Here is a 22,478-nt window from a genome sequence, read left to right on the forward strand (position 1 = left end):
ATCTTATTATACACAAAGAAAAGCCATCATTTCAATAGAAATCACGACTTCTTGTAGGTTTTATGTTAGGACTTATCGAAAATCCTTTCATGAGCCAGTCCCCCTGCTCGGAAGTGAGGGCTTTAACCTCCTCTTCATTGTTTGGCCAAGTCAATTTCCCATTTTCAAAACGTTTATACAATAACCAAAATCCCTGTCCATCCCAGTAAAGAGCTTTGAATCGGTCTTTTCGACCTCCGCAGAAGAGATAGACCTGACCTGTGAAGGGATTTAGATTGAATTGACTTTTGACAAGGTAGGCGAGGGAATCAATCCCTTGACGCATATCTGTTTTTCCACAGACCAAGTAAACTTGTCCTAAATCACTGAGTCGGATGGTCATAGGCTAGTACCTTGTCCAAGATGGTTTCCAATACTTCATGGTTGATAGAATGAAAGAAAGTGAGTTCTACTTTTTCGGGACGAATTTTCAGCAGAGTAGCGTTTCTGTTTTTTCTCTCAAAGTGACGAGACTGTGGGGGTGAGTTTAAGGGGACGATAGGTGTTGGCATAATGAAAAAACCTCCATTTCTGTTTTCTATTAACAGTTTAAAAGAGGTTGGATTATTTTTATAGATACTTCGTTATTGGGCGGTTACATTTGACAGTGTTACTTCAAAAATGCTTTTGTAATGTCAAAGAGCTTATGTACAAGAAGATTTTAAAATTATACTTCCTACTCGATAAATAAGAAAATCTCACCTCAATCTATTCAGTTATCATTGAATAAATCAAGAAGAGACCTTTTTCTATCAAAGACAATAAGGGAAGCAACACGACCCAGTTAATACTCTGTACTGATATGAGAGTTTTTATAGTAAAATTAATTGATAATAGTCAATTCCAAACATCAACTTTAGAATAGACTAATCAACTATAGGTTAAATATTGAGTAAGGTATTTTTACGCAATTGCTTGTGCGTTCACTATTAAAATAATTATTTTTTATAATCGATAATTGAACGCGATATATTTTCTGCTTCTACCATAAGCTACTTACGAAATCTACTAAGATCCTCAACCTAGTTATAACTAACAGCATAACCTACATTATAATATGAAAATTCAGCACTCAACATCATTGGTTCAGCTTTAATTGATAAGCGTTTTAATAATTTATGAGTCCCTTGAGGACGAGACTTATGTTAGAATGTGCAATACTTATTAAAATTTGCCTTATCGGAATACACTTCACCTAACTAATAATTAGAAGGCCGCATAATCTGATTTCTTCTCAACTCAACTTTTACTAAAAAACTGAAATTTTCCAGTTATTGGTATAGATACTCTGGTATTGAATGAACTTCCGGAACTTTTTAATTTTCATAACATCCTCTTAACAATTATAATATAGATTATCATTTACATTATTTCAAATTTTTTCAAAGCTTTATTATTATAAAAGATAACTCCTGAGATTAAATATGGTAGCCCAATCAACAAAGAAATTAATTCAATATTCCAATTAAATACTATTCCAGCAACGATGCTTCCGAGTGGCATACCTACAGATATAAAAGAGTCGATTGTTGTATTTACTCTAGCTAGCATTTTTTTAGGAGGGATTTGTTGATAAATTGAATTAAAAATAATATTATACACTCCCTTTGATAAATAACATAGAAAAAATAAGAAAAGCGAAATAATATAGTTTTTAATTGTTATTGCTAATATCCAACTTATTGCGTTCATGCAAAGAAATATTCCGATAATTTGATTTGGGCGTAAATACTTCGCTATAATTGGAGAAAGGATATTCCCAAATATTCCACCAATCCCTGTTACAGTTAAGAAAGCACCATAAAAAATTGGTCCATTAAAGAAATTCGTTGAAATAATTGGAACAACTACCGTCTGAAAAGAGTTAAAAAAATTGATTAATAATAATAATTGCGCTGACTTCAATAACAGATCATTATGTATTATATAATTTGCTCCTTCAATCATTTCATTTTTATAGATTTTTATATTAAACTTACTCGAGCTTAAATTACCTTTGGATTTAAAGTCAAAAAATAATATTAAAACTAACGCTATTACAAATATACCAATATTTACCTTTAATAACAAAATAAGCCCAAGCATTGCTTGCAATACTGAAGATAGTGCATTAAAAAGCGAATCTAATACCTTATAAGATATACTGAATAATGAATTTGCAAAAATAATCTGATTATATTCAACAATCTGAGGAATAAGTACGTCTTCTATAACATAACTTATCGAACTTGCTAAAACAGAAGTAAATACTATAAGCATCATCCAACTAAATGGTATAGAATTTCTAAACGCTAGGAAAAGTATAACTGAAGTCAATTGAGTTAAAATTGATATGAATAAAACCTTTCGAGGATTTGATCTATCAATAATCGGACCCAAAAAAACTAAAAATATATCTGGTAAGTAATTAATTGCTACAAATACCCCTAATAAAAAACTTGATGAATAGTTATCATTGATATACCATAGTGTAGCAATATAAAAAATACTATCAGCTAAATTAACAACTAGCCTAATTAATAATAGTTTCAACAAATTTTTCACTTTTCATCTCCCCGCAAAATAATTTATAAAGATCATTCAATCCCAAGTGTTAATAATTTTTATATCTTGACCAATGCAAAGTTTTCAAGAAAATTGACTTACGGAACGGACTCATGGTCGTTTCTTTTTCTCAATGTTGCTTAAACTCCACATTTAGTTTTTTACCCAAGACTTGTCCTTGCTTTCAAAACACCAGCTGTTTCCTCTAGCCCCAGAATAATCTTATTCGAATCGTTGAGGTTAGGTATTTCTGGAGAAACCTAGGGTAGTAAAGTGATGTTCTAAATCATGAAATGTTTCGACTATATCTTGAAAAATCAAATAAAGTTTAGTCAATTTTCTCTTGACTATTTTCCAAAAAGTCTACTTCAAATTCGCTCAATAGAAAAGCCATTAAATAATAGTTAATTCCTTTAAAAACTCCTGGACAAATTTTAAAAATATAATTATTAGTTTCTAGTATCCCAAAATACTCGACAGTTAAATTTCTAAAACCAAAACTATTTCTTGCATGCAATGATAACCCAAATTGTTGAAATTTTGAACTTAACCACTGAAAAAATATTTCAAAATCTTCTTTCTCTTTGTCTATTAGTTGTATAAATACAAAAGGAACTCTACCCTCATATCGAATTAAAATACCTTTTTTCCTTTGACAAATATTTAAGATTTTCCTATGGAATTTTTTTGTAGTGTTTAAAACCAAATCTGAATAATGGTCACCATGCGTTAAACTTAATGAGTTATCAATTAGACAAAATTCATAAAAACTCAAATTTGAACCATGTGCATTTCTAAATTTATTTAGCTCCTTTTCAATAAAACTCCCTAATTTTCCTAAATGATTAGGGACAAATACTTCTACAATGCCACCATTAGTCAATTCTAAACCTAATTGATCTAATTTTATTAGAGAACGTACTACAAAAACAATTACATTTGAATTCTTATATACTCTTAAAAATTCCGCTAGATTAAAAGCTAATCCTTGATATGATATATCTAAAATAATGATCTTTAACTTATTATTTTGAAACTTAACAAGTTGTTCTACATAACGAAAATCTGTTGCTTGTAACGTTAAGTCGGCCTTATTAGGTTCAATGATAAATACATTAAATAGATTCAACTCATCATTTTGATTATCTAGATCATGACATTCAATTCCTGATTTCGCCAAATTATTTAATAGAAATTTTGTCTCATAATATCCAACAGAGTATGCTAACTTTTTAGGTTGAGATATAATAAGGGAATTCATTAACTCAAAACATAAATTTATTGCAGACATTCCATTCGCAGTTAGTGTATTATATGAAGTATAGCCATCTTCTTTTCTAATATGTATTGAACCATTGATAAAATATCTCTCGTATTTTGAATCAATTTTATTTCCTCTTAAGGTGTCCATTTTAATATCAGCTTCTATCAATGGAGAAGAAAGATACTTATATGTATGTTGAAAACATGCTATTTTCCATTCTGATCTAATTTTACAAGAATAGTCAAACAATAATTGTTCATTTCTAACTAAGTTAGCAATATCATCATTATCAAACGAAAAAGTAAAATGAAATTTTTCGGTTGAAAGTCCAAAGCTATCCCTTATATAATCCAGTCTAGAAAATTCCTTTTGCTGCTCATCTAATATTTTACTTTTCTTAGAATTAATATACCTTTCTGCTCTTATTATCAGCTCTCTGTTTGTGTCCATAAATAAACCTCAGACATAAATTTATTACTGTGTAGATTAGAATGATTACTTTTTACATATGCTCCCATTGGAAAAAATACCAAACTGCTCTCCGTTGATACTTTAGGTAAATAAATTTCTTCACTATACTTATCATATTCGAAACAAGTATTCCCATATATTTTAGAATGTATTCGATTAGTTGACGTTGGATTCAATGTAGTAATAATTTTTGGAGTAAACCATAATGTATTAGTGTATATTGAGGTATTAACTGTAATTATTTGTTTACCACTTTCTTCACTAACATTAATTGGCTTAGCAACCATATATCCTGAAAATTTAACCAAAGCATTACCAGGTTCAATTAGAGTAACAATCTTATCCTCAATGCCAAACATTTTATACAGTTTCATTAATTCGAGAAAGAAATTATTCAACTGATTGCTCATTAGCAACTGAATAAAGCCTCCCCCTATGTTAATTTCTGTAATATTTTTTAGCTTATCCATTTTCTTAAACTGAATTAATGTATCCTCTAATTTTCTAATAAAGTTTATGTTTTTTTCACCAAAATGAAGATGTAATCTTGTTATATTTGCTATCTCAATACTGTGAAAATAGTTATCATCAAATATATTTATACCAAATCTACTCAAAGAATTATTTTGTTCATCAACCTCCATAATTCTAATACCAATTTCACTATCTTGAAAATTATTTATTAGATATTCCGGGTAATTTATATCCGTTCTATATCCTTCACGATTTAATAGTTTTATATCCTCACAGGTAAATGCTGGTCCATTTATAGAAATTTTTTCTGAACTAAAAAATTTTTTAGCTATTTTCAATTCAGCTAATGAGGCTACATCTACTCCGTCGATTCTATCAGATAAATATTTCAATATTTCCTCATTTGCATTTGCCTTAATTGCATAAAAAAATTTATAATTGAAATTTTCTGGAATTTGTTTTTTAAATTCGAATAATACCTGTTCTAACAAACCAAAATCATAGACTAAACAGGGAGATTCTGAGTTACTGTAGGTAGTCACATACTTATTTATTGAATCAAACATTATCTTTTGTAATTTTTTATAAAACATTTTTTCCTAATACTCCCTAATTGTATAAAACTTATTCGAAAACAATAAAGCACAATACTAAAGATATGCAAAAAGCGAATCAATTTTACCCTGAAAACTTTAAATTGTTGATTAGCTTCAAATATGAAGCTTTCAAAACCATGATTTTCTACCTTAAATTAGCTCATATCACCAAGTACAGAAAAGCGTGGTGACAAAAATCTTTAAATCTTGAAAAAAGCTAATTAAGTAGAAAATACTAGTCATACTTCTGACCTTTTTTAATGAACCATATATAATCATTAAGTGTATCACACAGAAAGTCCAATTCAGCTCCTCAAAAAAAAATAAATTATTTTGGCAAAGGAAAATGAGACAGTCTCAAAATGCAATTTTTTTATCAACTAAGCACTCAACGAGCCCGTAATTGCCTATTACAGCTGGTCATGTCCAGAATTTTTCACTTTTAAAAAAAACCTCTCCTATGTATATTTTAGATGATTTGGTATCCTACAATACAATCTAACTACTTTCATTTCAGCGATATCTTCTAAACATCATTGTTTATTTAATAGAAAAAAATAGTCGAAAGTCGAAAGTTCATACCCCTCTCATTAAAATATATTACTCTAATGAGAAATTTAAACTTTTATATAATTGCACAACAGTATCGTAATCGAATAACATGTTTTGACAATCGCTCTGAGTTAATTTGCGGAATTATCAATTTTGAAACAATCCAATTTCCGAACAAGTCTATTTTAAAAGCTATCGGAGTCACAATTTAAATCCGATAGCTTATAAATATGTGATAGTTACGCACATAGTAACTTATTAGCAATCTTTATCAACAAAAACAATAGCCAATGCTTCCTGAGTCAATTCTTCCAAAAGCATTTCAACATCAATCACAGAATTTTCCATGTTACTCTACTCCCTTCTATATTTTTTTAACGAGTAGTTTTTAGTGTCCCTCTCCAAGGACAATTTTTTCAATTGATAGAACTTCTCGAACTAATGCTTGTGGTTGTAGCATAGAACACATGGAATCAGTTGCTTTTCGTAACCCTACTTCATAGCTTCGTTTAGATTCAAGTAAGAAAAAATGCCCTAATTCTTCTAAAATTGATACATTTTTTTGTACTATAGGATTATTCCACATAGTACTATTCATATTAGGACAGAAAATTATACTCTTAGAAAAATTCAATACACTTGATGTTACCAAATCGTCAGCTATTCCATTAGCAATTTTACCTAGTACATTAGCTGTTGCTGGTAATACCAGAACTAGATCTGTTTCATTTGGTAATATAACATGAGGAACAACTCCTTCAATAAATAATTGATCATATACCTTATCGCAAAAATAACTGACTAAATTTTTATTTATAAACTGCTTAGAATTTTCAGAGAGAATTACAGTTAAATCATAAAACTCTTTTAAATAGTATAAATAGGCATCAAGGTTGCTTGCACCAACCGAACCTGTCACAAGAATTAATAATTTTTTCTTCACTACTTCACCATAATATTTGCAGGCCCAGGATCAATTCCATTCATTGGTTTAACTTTATTCGTTCCACCTTTACCAATGGCTAAAATTAAACCTCCTAACAAAGATATAACAATGAGTTTCTTTAAAAACTTCCTCATAAGTATCTCCTTTAATTTTAATAGGTTTATTTTAACAACTATAAATTCATTTGTCAATATTTTTTATAAACTTATTTTATATTTTTTATATATATACTTTTTTGTATTTTGTCCAAAAAAGAAAACGATGCCCTTGAACATCGTTCTAGTATCTAATTTCGAAATTTATCTGCAATATAGTGCTCTACTGTCAAAGCCATCTCTTTATTACCTTCAATTTGCTGATACAAAAAAGTGCAGTCTCAAAGTAGCTTTTAACGGTCGATTTTTCTGAAAAATTTTGACTTAGATTTCCCAATAACAAAAATGAATCTGCTAATAAATAAGTTGTTCGATAATCTTGACATAGTTTTATAGTAGTGGTTACTTGTTTAATAGCAACCTCTATATTTTTTTGAAAAGAACCCCTTATAATGGACAGTATAAAAAGTACTATACTGTTCTTATAAGGAGGTTCTTTTCATGTTATCACAATAAATTTAGGGAAAAGAAAAAGGCTATCGGAAGCACAACCGATAACCTCTGAAGAATACTTAAAAATAAAAAAGAGGAGGACTGACGCATCAGACCCTCCCAGACGTGACTAGCACGCCCCAATTCGATACGACTATGATACCACTAATTTCGTTTTTCGTCAATAAATTTACTTAATTGTTGAATTGATGTTTTTCTATTTGTACTGATAATCTTAAAGAGAATATCACGATTATTGAGCGAAACATCAAATCGTTCAACAATTTCATTGAACTGATTGATATAATTATTGAGGACTACTGTATCAAATTTTAAAATGTTCAAAATCCAAATTAGTAGAATGAAATAATCTTCAATGAAAACACAAGTGAATGTCGATAATCCTAAATCTTGTTTTATCTGTTTTTTGAGTGCTTTAGATACACCGCTTGAAAAATTAGCATCAAAAATCGCACTGTTGTGCATGGTAGCATTTCTTAACTCAATAAGAGCATTGACAACTAACTCGAGAGAATTTGACCTATTAGGAATGATCGTGAAATCTTGATTTAATTTTTCACGACTTGACTTAGATAAACTTCCTAAAAATCTACTAAACTGTCCCAAAGTAATAACTTCAAAATAAGCCCAGAGAGGAATTTGATAATCACTTTTTAAATAATGCTTAATGACCTCATTTTTATCTGAGTAATAGTCAATTGTATCCAGTATATTTTGCCTTGTTTCATTATACTGATCGAGTTTATTACTATATTTTTCGTGGTCTTCAGGATAGTCCATGTAACAAGCTAATTGATGTTCTAATATATCCTCTATCCCACTACTAGATTCTGCTACAATTGAATCGATAGTCCGATTTTTTAATGCTGTCTCTACAAGCATCACTATTGGATAAAAAAGTCCTTTTAACTCCATATCAAAATTGTAGATTGCTTCAATTTCCTTAAATGAAGAAACGGGCAGAATCCCATCTGAATTAGATTTTTTAACAAATCTATATCGTTTATACCCATGATAATATCCCATATTTAAGAGTGTGACAGAGTCATCATCTTGAATATCTATTTTATGATTTTTAAAGATATGGTCAACTAGATCCCCAGAAGTTAAACCAGTTTTCGACTCTTTTTTCATTCTTTCAATAATTGTCTCCATTTAAAATATTCAGTAACCTCTCCTTAGTATTATACCATATCACTAAACTTTTCAAAGTAACTAAAAGGTAGAATTTCTAACGGATTATTTACAAAATAATGAGTCCGAGACAAAAGTCTTCCTCAGCTCAAAAAACAGGCTCTTTGTCAACCGTAGTGGGTAGATGAAAAGCTAACACCTAGAGAGGACGAACTTCGTTCTCTCTTTCTTTATGTTCAAAGCAATCAAAATGCGTTTTTTAAAGTTTTCAAAGTTCCTGAAACCAAAGGCATTTCTCTTAATGCCTTTGATGAGATTATTGCTAGCTTCCAGTTTGGCGTTGGAATAAGGCAATTCTAGGGCATTCAAAACCTTGTCTTTATCCTTTAGAAATGTCTTAAATCCCGTCTGGAAAATAGGATTAACAGTGGCTATTTCCTGTTCGATGAGGTCAAAGAAATGGTCTGAGTTCTTCTCTTGGAAATGGAATAAGAGCAATTGATAGAGTTCATAGTGCTGTCGTAGTTCCTCGGAGAAAGACAGGAGTTTTTCCAGTATTTCCTTGTTAGTCAAATGCATTCGAAACATAGGGCGATAAAATCGTTTATCGCTGAGTTTACGACTATCCTGTTGAATCAATTTCCAGTAGCGTTTCAAGGCTCGGTATTCCTGCGATGTTCTGTCGAATTGATTCATAATTTGAATACGAACACGGTTCATAGCACGGCTAAGTTGTTGAACAATATGAAAGCGGTCGAGTACGATTTTTGCATTCGGAAAAAGCTGTTTAGCAAGTTGATAATAGGGACTAAACATATCCATGGTAATCACTTTGATCCGATTTCTAACCTTTCTAGGATAGCGTAGAAAGTGGTTTCGGATGGTTGCTTGAGTTCTTCCGTCGAGAATGGCGATGACATTTAGGGAGTCGAAATCTTGAGCGATGAAGCTCATTTTCCCCTTCTTGAAGGCATACTCGTCCCAACTCATCACCTCAGGTAGGGTATTCCAATCCGTTTCAAACTTGAACTCATTGAGCTTTCTCATAACTGATGATGTTGAGATAGATAGCCTGTGTGCAATATGTTGCATTGCTTGATTTTCGATGAGTCATTGAGCGATCTTCTGGCTAACAGCGACGGAGATTTGGTGGTTCTTCTTGACAAGAGGAGTTTCAGCGACCGCCATTTTCCCACATTCTTTACACTTGAAACGACGCTTTCGAAGACGGATAAGTAAAGGGTAGCCAGCAGTTTCTAGGTAGGGGATTTTAGAGGTTTTCTGATAGTCGTACTTAGCCATTTGTCCCTTGCATTCTGGACATTTAGGAGCCATGTAATCCAAGTAACCGTGGAGTTCTAAGTGAGTTCCCATATCATATTCATCAGTGATAGTGATATTTTTGTCTTTAATTCTGAGAAAATTTGTGATAAGATTTAGTTGTTCCATATGAGTCTTTCTAATGAGTTGTTTAGTCGCTTTTCATTATAGGTTATACGGGACTTTTTTTCTACACTCAAAAAGGCTCCATAATCTCCACGGTGGTTTTACCCACTACAGAAATTATAGAACCTGTTTTTTGAGCTGAGGAAGACTTTTGTCTCGGACACTTTTTACTATTTCCATTTATCAAAGAGTTCTAGGCTTTCACCAGCAAACCAACCACCTCGACGTGTGCTGAGAGCTTTCTTCTATACTAATAGACGAAAGGGGGTGAAGGTGATTTTAGAATGATACTGTGGAACGGAAGTTATAAAAAAATTATTTCGTAAGTAAATCCTCTAGTTCGCCAATCAACCTCTCCTTTACAGAACCGAAATCAATACTCTGAACTGCTTCCAAGCGCCATTTTACTTTTGATTGAGTATTATAAGAATCTAACTCATCCTGATTGAAAAAATCTAAACCACTATATCTACGTATAGAGATAAGATTTTTATCATAATAAACTAGCATTTTAATAGGATTAGCTCGAAGTACCTCAGCTAATCCAGAATCCGCAGTTGCAAAATAATGAAGATATACAACTTCTGTATCTGCCATACAATCAAACAAAATACTTTTCTCTAATAATCTTATATGAAAAATATCCCATGCTATATTATGTATTTTATTTACTAGCTGCTTAGCCCCAATCTGCAACTTTTTAAACACTTCTTGAACCGAACTATCATTTTTCAAATACAATATTAGTAGAGGCATTTCCAACTCTAAAAATACACATAATTCCTCAAAACAATAGCGTTTGAATTCAGCTATTTTAGATTCTGTAGAAAGATTTTTTGTGTTTTTCAAAATAAATGCTTTCAATATATAACAACAAACCGCCTCATAATGTTGTATTTCTTCATCATTGTCTAGATAAGTGTGTGCATCATCCCAAATTTCTCTCATCCAAATATATTTGTCTTGCTCTAGAGCCTGAGGTACATTTGATTGAAACACATCAAATTCAACACTATCAAAATAAACATAACTTTCAATCATTTTAGCTAACAACTCCGAATTTACCGGGGTAGTATATCTTTCCATTAATGCCGTTGAGATGTTATTTGTTAAACGTTTTGTTTTTATTTCATTTAAAAATTTAATCAAATTTTCCTTATCCGGTACATTTCTTCTCCGATACAAATCGTTTATATAGGTGAATACATTCAAGTCATAGTTAACAATTCTAGCAACAGGTAACACATTGTCCCTCGTATTAGAGGTATTTTTATCAATAACCCAAATTTTTTGATAGTCGCCTATGCCAATCAAATTAAACTTTCCGTAACAAAGTGATTTACCTATATCTCCAAAATTTGATTTTTCTTCATCAAATAAAAAAACTCTACACTTACTCAGGTTCCACCTATTAAAGACTTCCATTTTTTGTATAGTAGTTTCACAATCGATCATCTCTTGAATAAAAGGATATAAGTTCAGCATAGCAATCTAACCTCCAGCCAATACTACATTATCTTGTTCAAAACGGATAACTTCCACCCAATAATCATATTCATCATTAATACACAAAATGACATTAAATAACTGGAGAAACATTTTCTCTGTTATTTCTTCTTCCCAACGGCCATGACCAATCATGTGACGATTAGGTTCATCAATTGTAAAACGTTTAGTATCTTTGAAAAAATTATATAGCCAATACATTAAACCGATATCTGTAAATGATTTATCAATAAATAATTCATCAATTTCTTCAACAGCATTATGACCAACCGGTATTTTCTTTTTTGAAGAAATCATTTCTGAAACTCTGTTGATAGCTCCATCAATTGCCAAACTAGCAAGAGTGTACGCAGCATAGAAATTCTTATTCTGATAACTGTCAACCATTGACTTTATTAACGGGTCTGAATAACATTTTGAATTTTGTAATTCAGCTGTAACATCTTTGTCCGCTAACCTTTCTCTCAATATTACAAACCACTTTTCCTCTATTTCAATCCAATCCTCAGTACAAATTCGGCGATAGATATTACTTTCCTGGAAATAGATAACCCAACCGTCTTCAGCTAATTGCTTTACACGTAGGGTAATTTGTTCAATTTCCTCCTTCGTATAAGGTGAAGGAAGTGACTTTAGAACTTCGCTTAAATTACTAATTATCTTAGAATAATCAATTTGATAGCTATCAATCAATCTTTTAGCAGATTCAGTAATACTCTGAATCGCTTGTAAATGCTCACTGGACCAAACCTTATTATACGAAGAAACAACTTCCGATATTGCATTAATAGCACTTTTATTTATTTGAATGGATGAGCTGAGTTTTTCAAAAGGGAGAGTTAGGTTAGCAAGGTTTGCTAAACTAGATGTATTTAACGCATTAGAAGCCGCTATAACTGCTGATAAATTTGTCTTATTGATTACATTTTGAAAGTTACTAAGCGAATTTGTCAATGCAGAGATCATCAGCGAGCTTTGTTCTAATCCTATTTTTTCAGGTAAGTTTGTCAAACTATCAACATCCATTTTAATAGAATCATGCTCCACCTTGCTTACATCATTATTATCAATCATCCTTTACTCCCTTAATATTTATTCTATTTAAACATTTTATGTAACCATGATTCAAGTTCATGATGTTCTACTTCGCTAATCGGGTACCGATTTCTATATATTTTCTTCTCACCATCAGTCAAGTAAGATGTTGTTACAATTATACCTTGATTAAAATTTCCATCAATCACGTCGAAGCAGAATGACTTAACTGAGTCTACAGAAACAGATCTATTTTTCCGATATCTTTTACATTGGATGATAGTTACTGTCTCTTCAATTTTATTTCTTGCAATCATATCTATACCACCATCATTCCTGCCCTTATTTAAAGTAATTTCGTATCCCTCACGAGAAAAAAATTCAGCTACCAAACCTTCAAATTGTCTCCAATGAATTGTTTCCAACTTATCTTGGTTCATTGATAGGTAATTAATAAAACGTTGATCAAAGAAACTTTTTTCGGGTAAATTTTCACTTTTAAAGAGTCTATCCAAATCAATAGGGTCTTCAAGAAGTCGTTGTGAAAACTCACTCCCAATACTTTCATTCAAATGAATAGACATTTTTTCCAAGAAAAGAAACACTGAGAGCTCACTCACACCATATTCATTTACTGCTTTATCAATGAATTCCAGACCTAATGGTTTTTCAATGCCAAATTCTTCTCTATGCCATTCCAATAACTCGATACTATTTTTGCACACTACCTCAAAGTCTTTAGAAAGTCGTTCATTATTTGCAATAAAATTTGTTATAACTAGACCATCTCTGTCGTCAACATCTCCAATATTTCTTCTTATCTCATTGATTAGTTCTTGTAGTTCCTCAGGCCTAAAACCAATTGTTCTAGAGTCACTTTTTAATAAATCACTTGCAAAACTCAAGTTTGATTTTTTCAATAATTCATCTAAATCACTCTTTTGTAATATAAGCTTAGACTTGATAATAATAGTATCAATGATGTAATCTTTAATTTGTGGTACAGTTAAATGAGTTCTCATATATCTTCCTTTTCTCATTGACAAGCTTGATACAATTAACTTTTTCATCCTCAATTATACCACAAAAACGCAAAAAAAGGCTGTAACCACAATGGTTTCCCACTGTCGTTACAGCCTTTCTTTTTTCTATAAATCTACTTCAGTTCCTTCCAGGAAGCGAACCGTGATTTCGCCATCAAACCCAATGCTGATATGGTCTAGCACTCGACACATGTCTGAAGGCTTGAAATCGATCTGGTCCTGCCTAAGAAGTTCCCCTAATGCCATGCTGTAGTACTTATCAAACAAATCAACGTTCCCACATTAGAGATTAAATGTAAAAATTATTGGATTGTTTTACTTAAGTGGGGAACATCTGTTCCCTCATACTCCTACCCCCATGTCCCCACCATACGTCTACGGAAATAAATCTCTCTCAAATCCCCCAGCAACTCAATTACCTCAACTGAGGTAGTTACTCTGATACTACCCCACTCCAAGCTAAAAAGCCTTGTCTCCAAGGCTTTTTAAGATGCTTTCGTTCAAAGGTTTCTAGGCTTTCACCAGCAAACCAACTACCTCGACGTGTGCTGAGAGCTTTCTTCTATTACTAATAGACGAAAGAGGGTGATAGTGATTTGGGAATTATACTGTGGAACAGAACAATATCCCTGTCAACTATTCACTTTTCAACCGACTAACCGAGGATAATCATGACTCAACAACATAAAGAAGACCGTAAGGACAATGGTTGCCCACTGTCGTTACAGCCTTTCTTTTTCTTTATAAGTCTACCTCAGTTCTTTCAAAAAATCGAACAGTAATTTCTCCATCAAGCCAAGCGACGACCATATCGTAATAATATTCAAATCAATTGATTCGAAGGTTATGCTCAATCCGCAGGCACATAATGTTTGAAGTTGCGCTCACGCTCCTCCAAAGTCATATTGAAATAGCGGAAGTCTTTATCGAGAGTATGGATGCTTGCCATTTCTTCCTCGGTCAAGGCAAAGTCAAAGATAGCGATATTTTCTTTTAGATGGTCAGGATTGGTTGTCTTTGGAAAGACAGCATGTCCTGACTGAATATGCCAGCGTAAAATAATTTGTGCATTGGTCTTATTATATTTTTGAGCCAATTGCGTAAAGACTGGCTCATTGATTAGAGTGGCGTCACCGTGTCCCAGCGGATACCAACTTTCGATGATAGCACCAATACCTGCAATCCGTTCTTTTAGCTCACTTTGCTGGAAATAAGGATGGCATTCTACCTGCAAGGCTGCTGGCTGAATGGTTGCTAGCTCTAACATTTCTTCCAAGCGGTCCGATTCAAAATTGCTGAGCCCGATAGAGCGCACCTTGCCAGCTTGAACGGCTGCTTCTAGATTTCTCCATCCTGCCTTGTAATCACCGATTTCCTGGTGCAAGAGCACAAGGTCAATGTAGTCCATATCTAGACGTGCCAGCATTTTGTCAATGGCTTCAGGATCTGCATAATCGCTCGGCCAGAATTTTGAGGTGATAAAAAGTTCGCTGCGTTCCAATCCAGAAGCCTTGACTGCCTGGCCCACCTCACGCTCATTTTGATAAGCATGCGCCGTGTCCACATGGCGATAGCCCAATTCAAAAGCGTCCAGTACATTCTGTTTGGTATCAGTTGGGGCAACGAGGTATACACCTATGCCAAACTGTGGCATCTTGTAGCCTGAGTTAAGTCTTAAGTAGGTTTGTTCCATGATCGTCCTCCTTTTACATTAAACAGCTTTCACATCTGTGTACACGAAATAAGACGTTCTCTTAGCAATCTTCCATTGACTATCAACTTTCACGTACTCATCTTCATAGCGAACACCTTGCGTGGTTTGGATACGCTGGCCCTCCTCGTTGGCACCAATCAAGACTACATGGCAGTAAGCTGTGCCACTAGCCTTGTTGCCATCAATGGTGACAAGCTGTTGTCCGTTGAGGTGGTAAACTGTATCGAATAATGCCAAGAAATTTGCACAGGCTTCTTCGATAGCCTCTCGCCCCTCCTGCTTGAAAACCTGGTCCCCATTGTGCGAGGTCAAGGTGGCATCTTCCACAAACAACTGGGCCTGTGTCTTGGTATCCTTACTGTCTGCCAAATTTGAAAATGTATCTAGCAGTTCTTTTAATTCCATCTTTGCAATCCATGTTTCTGTAGTCATATTTTTACCTCTCTTATCTTTTATGCAACAATTTGCCATTGGCCATCTATGTTTTGAAAGTAGCGATTTCCTGGGACAGACCAAGTCCCCTCACTACCATATATCTTGGCATGAATCCGCTGTTTGACCTGCATGAGGACCCGATCACCTTCTTGTGAAAAGGTATAGGCTGTGTCTAAAAAGTCATAGTAATTCATCTCGCCATTTTTGATGTCAGCTAGCCATTCCTCCTTGGTCTGGGTTCGCCCGGTGACATGCACCGCCACATAGTCATCTGGTAAAATAGCATCTAAGGTAGCCATATCCTTATCAATCATGGCCTGGCGCATCTGCTCAAAAATTGCAATCATCCTATCTTTATCTGCTTGTGTCAGCACGGTTTCCTCCTGCTTATTCGATTGACGCTGATCTGTCCTTATTTGCTCCGCTTGTCCAGTTTGTTCTTGCTGGTGACTGCACCCCATTAGCAACAGGGCAAGCAGAAAAGGCATTATTCCAAACTTAGTTTTCATTTGCCGGTTGCCACCTCCCTTCTATTTTTTCAAAGGGTAACTCAAAATCCATGGTCCAGACCTTCCGAAATCCATAAATGCGTGCATCCGTCTTGGCCTTAGAATGAAGAATCGCTCGCTCATCACTGAGTAGGCGCACCGTCTCCGAAATAGGCTCATAGGTGTAATATCGGAAAGTCCCTCCTCGAATATAGTCAAAGTATTCCTCCCGTGTCTGGCAGTAACCACCAACATGGCGGAAGAGATGATCCTCTGGATAGAGTTGATTGAGTTTATCAAAATCTTGTGCAATCATCGCTTCCCAAATTTCGTGTTGGAGGGCGATAATCTCTCTTTCTGCAGTTTGTGTCATTTAGTCTCCCTTCATCCGAATCACCTTAGCTGGATTCCCACCCACAATAGCATTAGCTGGAACATTCTTTGTCACGACTGCACCACTGGCTAACAATGCGTTGTCTCCAACCGTCACACCTGGCATCACTTTAACGCCTTCGCCAACCCAAACCTTCTTTCCAATCACGACAGGCTGGCAACGTAGGACCAGAAGATCTTCCATATCGTGATTATCCGTCACAATGCTGACGTTGGGCCCAATGAAGCTACCATCGCCAATCGTCACACCACCGATTGACATAAGGGTCAGACTGTGATTGATAAATACACCTTCTCCTAGGTGAACATGTTTTCCAAAATCAATTTGTGACGGACTCATGATATTAGTCGATGCAGGTAATTTCCTTCCAAGCAAATCACTATAGAGCTCATGAATTTCAGGAGAGGTTGGCTGGGTTTGATTGATTTGAAATTGTAGGTCTCGACAGCGATGAAACTCTGCTAGCACCATCTCTTGATAGTCCTCTTCCATCATATTAACCGCATCTCCATCAGCCAAACGCTTCCAAATATCCTTCATTATCGTACCTCCTTTTGTTCTATTCTAAGTCCATTATAAAAGCCCACTGTGAGAAACACAATGGGCAGTTTTCTAAAAAGGTGGCTTATGCCACACATGGGCTAAAAACGTGGCAGAATATTATTTTAAAAGGGAATTGACACCAGCAAGGGTAAGGAAGTTGGCTGTTTCAATCACATCATCAAGAGGTGTTTTCTTCCCCTCTTCGACCCATTGGCGATAAATAGACAGACCCGTTGTTTGAACAAAGTTCAGGAGACTGATCTTCTGAAAATCACTGAGTTGATTCACTTTTTCTGACTTAGACCAAGTAGAGGCCATGACCATATCAATCATATCCTGACGAATATCCCTGTAAGAAGATTGGCTGATGGTAATCTTATCATAGGCCTCTCCCTGCTGGGCTGAAAACTCAAAAAAGGCGCGCTGCATTTTTTCCAAATCCTCAGGCAGAGAAAAATCCTTAATCCTGTCAATATAGGCCTTAGAATACTCTTCCTGCATTTCAGCTAGCAAATCATCCAAGGACGGGTAATAGCGATAAAAGGTTTTTTTGTTAATCCGAGCACGCTTAGCCAGCTCTGTCACTGTGATTTTATCATAATCTAGCTCACAAATGAGCTCCTCAAAAGCCTGAGAAATAGCTGTAACCGTACGCTGAATCCGTAAGTCTTCAAAACCAGTTAACCTCATGACGTCTCCTCCTCTTGTATGTATCAAGCTTTTATAGAGTGCACCTAAGTAATCCTAGATTTTTTCCTTCATAGCCTTTATGAAAAGCAATACAAGCCTAATCGATATTTCGACTACACAATTTATTTTTTCTATAAAAACACCATTCACATCAATATACTTTTTTGAAAAGAACCACTTATAATGGACAGTATAAAAAAGTTGTATACTGTTCTTATAAGGAGGTTCTTTTCTCATGGCCAAAAAAGGAAGCAAGTTCACCAACTATCCACCCGAGTTCAAAATACAGGTAGTGGAAGACTACCTCAGCGGAAAGAGCGGAGGGATGCCTTCTATTGTTAAAAAATATGGGTTAAAATCAGACAGCCAGGTTCTAACTTGGACAAGAAAATACCGAGAAGACCCTGTTTTACTCACACAGGATTTACGAGGTAGGAAGTCCACTGGTCGTCCCAAAACCAGGAATCTAGAGGAGATGACCCTAGAGGAACAGAATACTTATCTACGAATGGAGAATGCGATTTTAAAGACCTTAAGGACTCTCCTCCATCCGTGAGAAGAGTCCACCTCTATCAAGTAGTTGAGCGGTTGAAAGATCGTTACTCCGTCTCCGCTTTATGTGCCTATTTCGGCTTCCCCAGGTCTTCCTACTACCTTTGGTTGAGCAAGGGGAGGCCGGTCTATAAGCGGTTTGATGCGAACTTAGCCCAAAAGATTACAACTATCTTCCATGACACTCAAAAGGGCTATCGCTTCATCTCTTATCAACTGAGAAGACACTATCAACTTTCCCCTAATCCTAAAACTGTCTTGCGCTATATGCGTATTCTTGGTCACCAGTCTCCTATTCGGAAGAAGCGGTATCACTCCTGCACGCAACGAGAGATAAATGAAAAGGCAAGACACGTCCACTACAATGTGCTTGCCCGAAACTTTAAAGCAGAACGTCCTCTCCAAAAACTGACAACAGATGTCAGCTACGTTTACCACAAACAAGGGAGGATGTTCTTAAGTGTCATAAAAGATTGTTATGACAATTCTATTTTAGCCTATACACTATCAGATTTCAATGATAACAAGTTAGTTTTTGACAATATCGACCTGGTCTTTCATGATTCCTGGGATTCGACCAAAGTCTGTGTCCTTCATTCTGACCAAGTTTTTCAATATACCAATCAACAGTATCTCCGAAAATTAGACCAATATGGTGTGACCATATCTCATTCTGGCAAGGGAAATTGTTATGATAATGCAGTATGTGAGAATTTCTTTTCTCACTTGAAGAGTGAGTCCTTGACACTATTTCCACCTGAGAATAAAGAAACCCTCGTCCATCAAATCAGGGAATACATTGACTGGTATAATCACCACAGACCACAAGAAAAATTAAAAGGTATGACTCCCTTAGAATTTAGGGAAGCATACCTTCTAAACACCTAACTTTTTTAACTGTACATTTTATCTGGGGCTTGACATTTTGAACTTTTTTTCATTATTTTACCACAAAAAAGACTGTAACCACAATGGTTTCCCACTGTCGTTACAGCCTTTCTTTTACCCTATAAGTTTACCTCAGCACCTTGATACTACCCCACCCAAAGCTAAAAAGCCTTGTCTCCAAGGCTTTTTAACATGCTTTCGTTCCAATGTTTCTAGGCTTTTACGAGCAGAGCAACACACTCCACGTGATGCGTATTCGGGAATAGGTCAACAGGTTTTACCTTAGTTAGTTTGTAACCTAATTCTTCATAGAGTTTGACATCACGCGCCATAGTGGCTACATTGCAGGAAATGTAGACAATTTTATCTGGTTGAACAGAGGTGCTTGCTTTGATAAAACTCTCAGTTAGGCCTTTTCTAGGAGGATCTACGAAAATAATTGTCGGCTTGATTCCTTCATCTACCCACTTTTTCATAGCAGACTCTGCACTATCACAGATATAGGTGGTATTGTCAATACCATTTCTAGCAGCATTCTTCCGACTATCAAGTACTGCTTTCTCAATTACTTCCACACCGTAAACATGCTTGACTTGTTTGGCAAAGGAAAGTCCAATTGTCCCAATACCAGAATAAGCATCAATTGCGACATCATCTGCTGACAAGTCTGCAAAGTCAATAGCAGTCTGGTAAAGTTGCTCTGCCATTTGCGTATTAACCTGATAAAAAGACGGACCAGAGATTTCAAACTCATTACCTAGCATGGTATCTACAATAGTCTCTGAACCATACAGCAGACGAAATTCTTGACCAAAGATGGTATTAGTAGCTCGATCATTGATATTTTGGATGACAGAAACAAGATTGGGAAACTGACCAGTCAAGTGTTCAATCAATGTCTCTACTCGGAAAATTTTAGGACGAGTTGTCACTAAAATCAGCATCAATTGTCCTGAATAATGTCCACGACGAACCACTAGATTTCGAATCAGACCAGTTTTCTCCCTTTCATCATACGGCTTCAAATCCAATTTACGTAAAAGATCGCGAGTTGCCACAATGAGAGAATCAATTTCTCTATGCTGAATATAAAAATCCTCAATTGGGATTAAATCGTGGGAATTTTTACGGAAAAAACCTGTCTCTAACTGCCCATTAACACGACGGACAGGAACTGCTGCCTTATTTCTATAGGCTACAGGGTTTTCCATTCCTAGTGTATCCCCTACTTCTATATCTGAGATTCCAGCAATCTTACGTAGGCTGGTTTCAACTTGTTTTCTCTTGAAAACTAATTGGGCTTCATAGGTCAAATGCCCCAAATCAGCAATACCTGTTCGCAAATAAGTCAAGTCTAAATTTTGATTGCGGTCTAAAGAATGAATTAGATAATCTTCCACTTTCCCAAAACCAATATTTTTCTTGAGCTTCAAGACACGCATAAGAATTTTCTCACCGGGAAGAGCATTTTCTATAAAAAAGACAAATCCATCTAATTTGGCAATCCCTTGCCCTTCATGTGTTAAATCCACAATTTCTACTTCAACAATATCATTTTTCTTTAACATTAGTTCTACTTTCTATTTGGCACTAGTCCCCTCTGAGAATGACAATTAGATAAATTCTCAAAGAGTTTACTCATCACGGTAAGACAAGACCCATAATACTGATTCGCAAAAACTATAAAAAGTGACCGAAGCCACTTCCATAATCAAGTGAAGGTATCGTCAGAACAAGGAGCTAGACTATAACCTATCATAGCGATCCTACGAGCTACGATAGACTACTCCTAGCGCAGACCCAACTCAGCCAAGCGGCGCTTGTATTTTTCAAAGTCGACACGCAGGGCCATTCCACCATACATGTCATAGTCATCAATCCAGTCGCCATTCTCCGGTATAGTCATTCGTTCGACTCCATTGGCAGCATCTAAAATGATTCCCGGTCCCTGTAACCACATGAAGCTTTGTGGCACAGTTGTAGGAGTCATAGCAACTACCTTTCCAATCGCTTCAATACCAGAAAACAATTTCATTGGATTTTTTGCCTGTGTCATCACAGCTGATAAGACTTGCTGCTGACGCTTAGTCCGCCCAAAATCTCCTTCATCATCTGAACGGTAACGTGCGTAGTTAAGCAAAGTTTTTCCATCCATTCGCTGCAAGCCAACCTGAATCGTCTGGTAAGCCGGAGCATTCTTCTCCAACTGTAAATCATTGGGTACCTCAACAGATTTGACTACTTCACCATTGACGGTAGAAAACTGAGCATCAATACTTACTCCTTCAGGGAATAAGGTATCAATGGTTGTTGCAAATGTTGCAAAATCAACCATGGCATAATATTTAATATCAATCCCAAAGTTATTTTTCAAAGCCTTGCGAACTTCTTCTGCTCCCTGCCGATTATCTTGTTCTCCCAGAGTATAAGCAGCATTAAGCTTATACTCATAGCCCTCAATATTTACCAAAGTATCACGCATAAAGCTGACAAGTTTCACCTTCTTGTCTTTATTATTGACATTTAAAACCATGATAGTATCTGTCCGTGTCTCGTCAGAGCTTTCACCAACACGCCCATCCGTACCTAAAATCAATATGTTTGTACCATTTGCTGTATCTACTCCATTGAAAACTTCAGGTACAGGCCTTTCAGTGACACTATTCATCCCTTTGAAAAAATGATAACCCATTGCGACAATGAGACAGACAAATGCAAGCAACAAAAAGCCAACAAATCGTTTCAGTCTCCCTTTTTTTCGAGGTTTCTTAGCTTTTTTTACTGGAGGTTCAAACTCCATTTTCAAAGGTCGAGCTGGAGATACTTGTCGACTTCTCTTTCTATGTTTGCGGTCAGGATATTGAGGCAAAAGCTCCTCTTCTTCCTCAATATACTCCTCTTCAAACAACTCATCCTCAAAATCATCTTCACTTGCAACTGGTATAAAGTTACGTGCAGACTGACTCAAGCTTCTGTTCGAGCTTTGTAATTCTTTTTTGTATAATAAATAATCCAGTTCCCGACTTTCTTTGTCGTTTAGATAATGGATATTTTTCTGTAAATAATCTAACCTCAACTGCTCATGATGGGTCAAGGCGCTATTGTTTTTATTCATT

General features: G+C 35.2%; 21 protein-coding genes and 2 pseudogenes. 2 read left to right on the plus strand and 21 right to left on the minus strand.

What is annotated here, in order from left to right; translation table 11 throughout:
* Window positions 1–31: 31 nt before the first annotated feature.
* From tnpB to BZG42_RS05820, 19 genes and pseudogenes are all read right to left on the minus strand, one after another.
* Complete coding sequence (gene tnpB / locus BZG42_RS05740) at window positions 32–382, minus strand: IS66 family insertion sequence element accessory protein TnpB (RefSeq protein WP_155996344.1); 351 nt, start codon at window positions 380–382, stop codon at window positions 32–34.
* Window positions 363–551 carry a hypothetical protein gene (locus tag BZG42_RS05745; protein ID WP_155996343.1) on the minus strand — a complete coding sequence of 63 codons (189 nt, stop codon included), beginning with the start codon at window positions 549–551 and terminating at the stop codon, window positions 363–365. The genes tnpB and BZG42_RS05745 overlap by 20 nt, the downstream gene beginning before the upstream one ends.
* An 850-nt stretch (window positions 552–1,401) precedes the next feature.
* Window positions 1,402–2,583, minus strand: a complete 1,182-nt coding sequence (locus BZG42_RS05750; protein WP_155961940.1) for an MFS transporter — start codon at window positions 2,581–2,583, stop codon at window positions 1,402–1,404.
* Window positions 2,584–2,911: 328 nt separating this feature from the next.
* Window positions 2,912–4,297, minus strand: a complete 1,386-nt coding sequence (locus BZG42_RS05755; RefSeq protein ID WP_155961939.1) for a hypothetical protein — start codon at window positions 4,295–4,297, stop codon at window positions 2,912–2,914.
* Window positions 4,276–5,385 (minus strand): pyridoxal-dependent decarboxylase, encoded by a 1,110-nt coding sequence (locus BZG42_RS05760; protein ID WP_156009169.1) that lies wholly within the window; start codon window positions 5,383–5,385, stop codon window positions 4,276–4,278. The genes BZG42_RS05755 and BZG42_RS05760 overlap by 22 nt, the downstream gene beginning before the upstream one ends.
* A 943-nt stretch (window positions 5,386–6,328) precedes the next feature.
* A complete protein-coding gene (locus tag BZG42_RS05765; protein WP_155961936.1) occupies window positions 6,329–6,883 on the minus strand; it encodes a flavoprotein in 555 nt (184 codons plus the stop codon).
* Entirely contained in the window at window positions 6,883–7,020 is a 138-nt protein-coding gene (locus BZG42_RS09955) for a hypothetical protein (protein ID WP_014621302.1), read from the minus strand. The genes BZG42_RS05765 and BZG42_RS09955 overlap by 1 nt, the downstream gene beginning before the upstream one ends.
* A gap of 152 nt (window positions 7,021–7,172) precedes the next feature.
* Window positions 7,173–7,417: pseudogene (locus BZG42_RS10110) on the minus strand (helix-turn-helix domain-containing protein); the annotation flags it as partial.
* A 221-nt stretch (window positions 7,418–7,638) separates the two neighbouring features.
* A complete protein-coding gene (locus BZG42_RS05770) occupies window positions 7,639–8,628 on the minus strand; it encodes an Abi family protein (RefSeq protein WP_227985575.1) in 990 nt (329 codons plus the stop codon).
* A gap of 192 nt (window positions 8,629–8,820) precedes the next feature.
* Window positions 8,821–10,077, minus strand: a pseudogene (locus BZG42_RS05775) (ISL3 family transposase).
* 312 nt (window positions 10,078–10,389) lie between these two features.
* Window positions 10,390–11,559, minus strand: a complete 1,170-nt coding sequence (locus BZG42_RS05780) for a hypothetical protein (RefSeq protein WP_024531981.1) — start codon at window positions 11,557–11,559, stop codon at window positions 10,390–10,392.
* Between the two features lie 6 nt (window positions 11,560–11,565).
* A complete protein-coding gene (locus tag BZG42_RS05785; protein WP_155996096.1) occupies window positions 11,566–12,654 on the minus strand; it encodes a hypothetical protein in 1,089 nt (362 codons plus the stop codon).
* Window positions 12,655–12,677: 23 nt separating this feature from the next.
* Complete coding sequence (locus BZG42_RS05790) at window positions 12,678–13,637, minus strand: restriction endonuclease (protein ID WP_024531979.1); 960 nt, start codon at window positions 13,635–13,637, stop codon at window positions 12,678–12,680.
* An 871-nt stretch (window positions 13,638–14,508) separates the two neighbouring features.
* Complete coding sequence (locus BZG42_RS05795; RefSeq protein ID WP_155996090.1) at window positions 14,509–15,351, minus strand: aldo/keto reductase; 843 nt, start codon at window positions 15,349–15,351, stop codon at window positions 14,509–14,511.
* Window positions 15,352–15,369: 18 nt separating this feature from the next.
* Entirely contained in the window at window positions 15,370–15,804 is a 435-nt protein-coding gene (locus BZG42_RS05800) for a nuclear transport factor 2 family protein (RefSeq protein ID WP_155996087.1), read from the minus strand.
* A gap of 20 nt (window positions 15,805–15,824) precedes the next feature.
* Window positions 15,825–16,316, minus strand: coding sequence for a nuclear transport factor 2 family protein (locus tag BZG42_RS05805; protein ID WP_155996085.1), 492 nt, complete (start codon window positions 16,314–16,316; stop codon window positions 15,825–15,827).
* A complete protein-coding gene (locus BZG42_RS05810; RefSeq protein WP_155970684.1) occupies window positions 16,306–16,668 on the minus strand; it encodes a nuclear transport factor 2 family protein in 363 nt (120 codons plus the stop codon). Before BZG42_RS05810 ends, BZG42_RS05805 begins: the two co-directional genes overlap by 11 nt.
* On the minus strand, window positions 16,669–17,229 hold the full coding sequence (locus BZG42_RS05815) for a DapH/DapD/GlmU-related protein (RefSeq protein ID WP_155970685.1): 561 nt from the start codon (window positions 17,227–17,229) through the stop codon (window positions 16,669–16,671).
* Window positions 17,230–17,349: 120 nt separating this feature from the next.
* Window positions 17,350–17,922 (minus strand): TetR/AcrR family transcriptional regulator, encoded by a 573-nt coding sequence (locus BZG42_RS05820; RefSeq protein ID WP_155996082.1) that lies wholly within the window; start codon window positions 17,920–17,922, stop codon window positions 17,350–17,352.
* Window positions 17,923–18,157: 235 nt separating this feature from the next.
* Between BZG42_RS05820 and BZG42_RS05825 the strand changes: the two genes are divergently transcribed.
* Window positions 18,158–18,478, plus strand: coding sequence for a transposase (locus BZG42_RS05825; protein WP_155963061.1), 321 nt, complete (start codon window positions 18,158–18,160; stop codon window positions 18,476–18,478).
* A complete protein-coding gene (locus BZG42_RS05830; RefSeq protein WP_156009170.1) occupies window positions 18,475–19,362 on the plus strand; it encodes an IS3 family transposase in 888 nt (295 codons plus the stop codon). The genes BZG42_RS05825 and BZG42_RS05830 overlap by 4 nt, the downstream gene beginning before the upstream one ends.
* Before the next feature lie 212 nt (window positions 19,363–19,574).
* Here BZG42_RS05830 and rlmD read toward each other — a convergent pair whose 3' ends face one another.
* Both rlmD and BZG42_RS05840 read right to left on the minus strand, forming a co-directional pair.
* Window positions 19,575–20,930 (minus strand): 23S rRNA (uracil(1939)-C(5))-methyltransferase RlmD, encoded by a 1,356-nt coding sequence (gene rlmD, locus BZG42_RS05835; RefSeq protein WP_155995452.1) that lies wholly within the window; start codon window positions 20,928–20,930, stop codon window positions 19,575–19,577.
* A 221-nt stretch (window positions 20,931–21,151) separates the two neighbouring features.
* Window positions 21,152–22,477, minus strand: coding sequence for an LCP family protein (locus tag BZG42_RS05840; RefSeq protein WP_155995450.1), 1,326 nt, complete (start codon window positions 22,475–22,477; stop codon window positions 21,152–21,154).
* Between the last annotated feature and the right edge of the window lies 1 nt (window position 22,478).

Origin of the sequence: Streptococcus sp. DAT741 (assembly GCF_009866825.1) — a bacterium.
GTDB lineage: Bacteria > Bacillota > Bacilli > Lactobacillales > Streptococcaceae > Streptococcus > Streptococcus ruminantium.

Excerpts from the sequence above, each read along its gene's own strand:
- BZG42_RS05800 (WP_155996087.1), bottom strand. The coding sequence starts at position 15,804 with ATGACTACAGAAACATGGATTGCAAAGATGGAATTAAAAGAACTGCTA.
- BZG42_RS05755 (WP_155961939.1), bottom strand. The coding sequence starts at position 4,297 with ATGGACACAAACAGAGAGCTGATAATAAGAGCAGAAAGGTATATTAAT.
- BZG42_RS05805 (WP_155996085.1), bottom strand. The coding sequence starts at position 16,316 with ATGAAAACTAAGTTTGGAATAATGCCTTTTCTGCTTGCCCTGTTGCTA.
- BZG42_RS05770 (WP_227985575.1), bottom strand. The coding sequence starts at position 8,628 with ATGAAAAAAGAGTCGAAAACTGGTTTAACTTCTGGGGATCTAGTTGAC.
- BZG42_RS05790 (WP_024531979.1), bottom strand. The coding sequence starts at position 13,637 with ATGAGAACTCATTTAACTGTACCACAAATTAAAGATTACATCATTGAT.
- BZG42_RS05795 (WP_155996090.1), bottom strand. The coding sequence starts at position 15,351 with ATGGAACAAACCTACTTAAGACTTAACTCAGGCTACAAGATGCCACAG.
- BZG42_RS05840 (WP_155995450.1), bottom strand. The coding sequence starts at position 22,477 with ATGAATAAAAACAATAGCGCCTTGACCCATCATGAGCAGTTGAGGTTA.
- BZG42_RS05815 (WP_155970685.1), bottom strand. The coding sequence starts at position 17,229 with ATGAAGGATATTTGGAAGCGTTTGGCTGATGGAGATGCGGTTAATATG.
- BZG42_RS05780 (WP_024531981.1), bottom strand. The coding sequence starts at position 11,559 with ATGCTGAACTTATATCCTTTTATTCAAGAGATGATCGATTGTGAAACT.
- BZG42_RS05825 (WP_155963061.1), top strand. The coding sequence starts at position 18,158 with ATGGCCAAAAAAGGAAGCAAGTTCACCAACTATCCACCCGAGTTCAAA.
- BZG42_RS05760 (WP_156009169.1), bottom strand. The coding sequence starts at position 5,385 with ATGTTTTATAAAAAATTACAAAAGATAATGTTTGATTCAATAAATAAG.
- BZG42_RS09955 (WP_014621302.1), bottom strand. The coding sequence starts at position 7,020 with ATGAGGAAGTTTTTAAAGAAACTCATTGTTATATCTTTGTTAGGAGGT.
- BZG42_RS05810 (WP_155970684.1), bottom strand. The coding sequence starts at position 16,668 with ATGACACAAACTGCAGAAAGAGAGATTATCGCCCTCCAACACGAAATT.
- tnpB (WP_155996344.1), bottom strand. The coding sequence starts at position 382 with ATGACCATCCGACTCAGTGATTTAGGACAAGTTTACTTGGTCTGTGGA.
- BZG42_RS05820 (WP_155996082.1), bottom strand. The coding sequence starts at position 17,922 with ATGAGGTTAACTGGTTTTGAAGACTTACGGATTCAGCGTACGGTTACA.
- rlmD (WP_155995452.1), bottom strand. The coding sequence starts at position 20,930 with ATGTTAAAGAAAAATGATATTGTTGAAGTAGAAATTGTGGATTTAACA.
- BZG42_RS05745 (WP_155996343.1), bottom strand. The coding sequence starts at position 551 with ATGCCAACACCTATCGTCCCCTTAAACTCACCCCCACAGTCTCGTCAC.
- BZG42_RS05785 (WP_155996096.1), bottom strand. The coding sequence starts at position 12,654 with ATGATTGATAATAATGATGTAAGCAAGGTGGAGCATGATTCTATTAAA.